A 5,233-nucleotide genomic window follows, 5' to 3' on the forward strand; every position below is an offset into this window, starting at 1 on the left:
GCGCCTCGTCCGTCCGTCCCGCCTGCCCACTGCCCAACGGAATGTCCGTACCCGCACCCAGCCGCGTCAACAACGCCGCCATCGCCGCCTGCAACACCATGAACACCGTCGCACCGCTGCGGCCCGCCAGCACGGACAGATTCCGGTGAAGCTCACCTTCCAGTTCGAAGACCAGGCTGGAGCCCGCGTACGACGCCTTCGGCGGCCGCGGTCGGTCAGTGGGAAGATTCAGCTGCTCCGGCAGGTCCGCCAACTGCTCGGTCCAGTACGCCACCTGCTGCGACAGGACACTGCCCGGGTCGGACTCGTCCCCCAGCAACTCCCTCTGCCACAGCGTGTAGTCGGCGTACTGCACGGGCAGTTCCGTCCATTCGGGAGCCCGTCCCGTGCTGCGGGCGGAGTACGCCGAGACGATGTCCCGTGCCAGCGGACCCATCGACCATCCATCGCAGGCGATGTGATGGATGAGAAGCAACAGAACATGGTCGTCGTCACAGGTGAACAGCGATACCCGGACCGGTATCTCGGCAGAGAGGTCGAACCCGTAACGGGCCGCGGTTTCCAGAGCTTCCGGCAGCTCCCGCTCGCTGACCGAGCGGGTCTCCCCCCACAGCTCCGCCCGGTCCGGCGGGACCACTCGCTGCCGAGGTTCGCCGTCCTGCTCGGGGAACATGGTGCGCAGCGACTCGTGCCGCCGCACCACATCCTGCAAGGCCGCTCGCAGTGCCGTCCGGTCCACATCGCCGGACAGCCGCAAGGCCAACGGCATGTTGTACGTCGCCGACGGGCCCTCGAGCTTGTGCAGGAACCACAGCCGCCGTTGGGCGAAGGACAGCGGAATGGTCTCCGGGCGCGCCATCTCCACCAAGGCCGGGCGCTCCGTGCGGTCACCGTCCAGCCGCTGGGCCAGTCCTGCCACCGTGGGGGCGTCGAAGACCGTCGCGATGGCCACCTCGACACCCAGCACACTGCGGATACGGCTGACGAGCCGGGTGACGAGAAGCGAATGCCCGCCCAGGTCGAAGAATCCGTCATCGACACCGACCCGCGGCACACCCAGCACCTGGGCGAACAGCCCGCACAACACCTCCTCACGAGGCGTTCGCGGGGGCCGGCCACCATCGGTTGCGACGTCCGGCATCGGCAGGGCTTTGCGGTCCAGCTTGCCGTTGCGGGTCACTGGAATCGCACCGATCGCCACCAGCCGCGACGGAACGAGGTGAGTCGGCAGTCGTTCGGTGAGCAGGTCTTTCACCGAAGCCAGGACGTTGCCAATGCCCCTGACCGCAGCCGGATTGTTGACCAGCGGGCCCGGCACGGTGGAGGCGCGGCAGAGACCGCGCACCACCTGACCGCCAAGTGCCCTTGGCAAGACGACCGCGTCGAACAGTTCCAGGCGTTCGGCGCTCCAGGTGGTCACGACGGCCAGGCCGTGCCGTTCTCCCCACCGGACGACGTCCTCCGGATCGACGGCGGCAGCGGCCTTGGCGGCGCCCTGCCGACGGGGGTCCAGCGCATCTGCCGCGGCCATTTCCACGGCGAGCCGGGCGTTGACCAATCCCGAGATGCGCACAGGCCCGTCAAGCTCGGTCGGCAGTCCATCGAGCCCGGACACCTCCCGACCCCACCGCAACTCGGCGATTCCGGTGAGCGACACCGGGTCGGTGTCACCGGGGCCGTGGGCGTCGGCGGCGTGCAGCACCACTTCATAGCGGTGGCGGGTCAGTTCATTGTGGTAGCCGCCGCGCTTCAGCCGCACATCGACCGCACCGACGCGGCCGTCGGTCTCGGCGAGCGTGGTGAAGAACTCCGGCGCGACCAGCAGTTCCTTCTCCAGCAACACCGCACGTTCCACCGCGGCATGCAGCCGGACGGCGTCCCTGGCGAGTCCGTTCCGTCCGCCTTGCACAGCGGTATGCAGCGCACGTACCGAACGGAGATTGCGGACATCGCCCAGCACGATCCGGCCACCCGGCGCCAGCAGTTCCATCGCGCGCCCGAGAACCTTGGCAAGGTAGTCGCCGGACGGGAAATACTGCACCACGGAATTCAGCACAATGGTGTCGAAGAACTTGTCCGGAAGCCCGTCGGTGTCGTCGGCGGACCGGCAGCTCAGCCGGACCCGGTTGGCCAGGCCCGCTTCTTCCACCAGGCCCGAGAGCCGGTCGATCACGACGGGAGAGAGGTCCGTTCCCCAGTAGGCTTCACAATGTGGGGCCACATGGGCGAGGAGCAATCCGGAACCCACACCGATCTCCAGCACGCGCCTGGGTGCGAATTCCCTGATCCGTGCCACGGCGGCATCCCGCCATTCCTGCATTTCCGCCGGCGGAATCAGATTTCCCGTATATGAGCTGATCCAGCCGACGAAGTCCGCCCCGAATTCATCGGTCCGGGAACCAGCGGACACCGCGTCATGGACTTCACGCCACTCGGCGACCTGGTCCTCGGCCACCAGTTCCCCGGCGTTCGCCGCGGGCACGACATAGCCGACCAGCCGCTGATCGTCGGGGTCGTCCTCCCGGACGACTACCGCGGCCTGCTCCACTGCGGGGTGGGCGAGCAGTGCGGCCTCGATCTCGCCCGGCTCGATACGGAAGCCCCGCACCTTGATCTGGTCGTCCGCACGGCCGACGAATGACAGTTCTCCGCCAGCGGTCCACCGGACCACATCGCCGGTGCGGTACATCCGCGACCCAGGCGGCCCGAGGGGGTCGGCCACAAACCGCTCGGCGGTGAGTCCGGGACGGTTCAGGTAGCCGCGGGCGACCTGCGCGCCCCCCACGAACAACTCGCCCGGCACACCCGGCGGCACCGGTTGTAGCCGTTCGTCCAGTACAGCCAGTGCCGTGTCGCTCACGGGCCTGCCGACCGGGACAGTGTGCCCGGTGCGGCGGGATCGGGCCGCTACCGCCGAGGCCACCTGAATCGTTGTCTCGGTCGGCCCGTAAAGGTTGATCACCTGGCAGCCCCAGGCGGACGCGATCTCCTCGGCCAGCGCGGCACCGAGCGCCTCACCTCCGGAGAACATGCGGGTCATCGCGTGGATCGGCGGCGGTACCGGAAGTGCGGCCAGCAGCGAGGGGACGAATTGGGCCGTGGTGACGCGGTCGCGGACGATGAGGTCGACCAGCCGCTGCGGATCGCGCGCGACATCGTCCGGGGCAATGCACACCGTCGCGCCGGTGATCAGGGGCAGCCATATCTCCCACCCGGCAGCGTCGAATCCGACGGCCGTGCGGAAGAGGACCACATCACGGCCGTCGAAGGAGTAGGCCCCCCGCAGCCACTGGAGCTGCCCGGCCAGGCCCCGTTGCTCGACCACAACTGCTTTGGGCCGCCCGGTGGATCCTGAGGTGTAGATCACATATGCGGGGTGGGCTCCGTTCAGGGGGACGGTGCGTTCTCGGTCCGTCACCGGATCGCCGGACAGTACCGCAAGCCGAGCGCGGGACTCCGGATCGCCCAGGTCCACCGGGGTGGGCTGCTCGACGCTGTCCGGCAGTCGGACGTCCTGACGGGTGACGAGGAGCATCGGGCCGGCATCGGCGATCAGGGACCTGAGCCGTTCGGCCGGGTCTCCGGGATGGAGCGGCAGGTAGGCCGCACCGGACTTCAGCACTGCCAGGAGCGTGATGAGGAGCTCCGCCGATCGCGGCAGAGCGACCGCGACCAGCCGTTCGGGGCCGGCGCCCCGGGCGATGAGCAGCCGGGCCAGCCGGTTGGCCCGCTCATCAAGCTCGGCGTAGGTAAGGATCGACCCGTCACAGACCACCGCGACGGCTTCCGGGGTGCGGGCGGCCTGCGCGGCGAGCAGGTCCGGAAGCAGCTCCGCCTGCTCGGCGACCGGGCCACGCCCATGAGCCAATACGGCCTCGCGCTCGGCCGCGCCGACAAGCTCGACCTGCCCGATCCGGACGCGGGGATCAGCGGTCACGGCACGCAGCAGCCGCTCCCAACGCTCCACCAGCCGCCGCACGGTCTCCTCGTCGAACAGGTCGGTGGCGAACTCCACCAAACCCTCCAGCCCGCACGGGACACCGTCGCCGTCCCGGACCTCATTGAGCGAGACCAGTGCGTCGTAGCGGGCGGCGCCGGTTGCGACCGTCTGCTGCCGCACTTCGAGACCGGGCAGCTCGAACCGGCCCTCGGGCGCATTCTGCAGGGTGAGGGCAACCTGGAACAGCGGGTGGTGGGCCGTGGACCGCTTCGGGTTGAGCACCTCGACGAGGTACTCGAACGGCACGTCCTGGTTGGCGTAGGCCGCCAAGCTCGACTCCTGGACCTGTTCCAGCAGATCCGTGAACTCGGGATCTCCAGAAGTGTCGGTGCGCAGCACCAGCGTATTGACGAAGAACCCGACGAGGTCGTCCAGGGCTGCGTCGGTACGCCCCGCGATGCCGCTGCCGAGCGGGATATCGGTGCCCGCCCCCAGCCGGGACAGCAACGCCGCCATCCCCGCCTGCAGCACCATGAACACGGTGGCCCCACGCTCGGCCGCCAGCGCCGCGATGTCCCGGTGCAGCTCGCCGTCCAAAGCGAAGGTGAGACAGGAACCGCCGTACGAGGCCACCGCCGGCCGCGGACGGTCCGTCGGGAGGCTCAACTGATCTGGTAGACCAGCCAGTTGCCTCGTCCAATAGGTGACCTGCCGGGACAGCACACTGTCCGGATCGGACTCCTCACCCAGCAGCTCTCGCTGCCAGAGGCTGTAGTCCGCGTACTGCACGGGCAATTCCGCCCACGCCGGAACCCGACCCATGCTGCGAGCCGAATATGCCGTGACGATGTCGCGCGCCAGCGGCCCCACCGACCAGCCGTCACCGGCGATGTGATGGATCATGATCATCAGGACGTGCCGATCACCGCAGGCGAACAGCGATGCCCGGATCGGAATCTCCGAGGAGAGATCGAAGGGGTAACGTGCCGCGGCTTCCAAAGCCGTCGGCAGCTCCCGCTCAGTGACCGAGCGAGACTCCAAACTCCATTCCACCTGGTCGGCAGCGATGATCCGCTGCCAGGGCTGACCGTGGTGTTCGGGGAAGACCGTGCGCAGCGACTCATGCCGTTCGACAACGTCCAGCAGCGCGGCACGCAGTACCTGCTGATCCACCTCGCCGGTCAGCTGAAGCGCCATGGGCATGTTGTAGGTGGGTGAGGGGCCTTCGAGTTTGTGCAGGAACCACAGGCGGCGCTGGGCGAAGGAGAGTGGGATGTGGTGCGGGCGCGGCAT

The 5,233-nt window shown here is 68.5% G+C and carries 1 protein-coding gene; it reads right to left on the reverse strand.

All coding sequences use genetic code 11. The annotated features are described in order from the left end of the window. A partial coding sequence (locus ACIRJT_RS38720) for an amino acid adenylation domain-containing protein (RefSeq protein WP_403919320.1) occupies positions 1-5,233 on the reverse strand: 5,233 nt, incomplete at its 3' end.

It is taken from the genome of Streptomyces sp. NPDC102283, from assembly GCF_044766265.1.
In the GTDB taxonomy this organism is placed as follows: Bacteria; Actinomycetota; Actinomycetes; order Streptomycetales; family Streptomycetaceae; genus Streptomyces.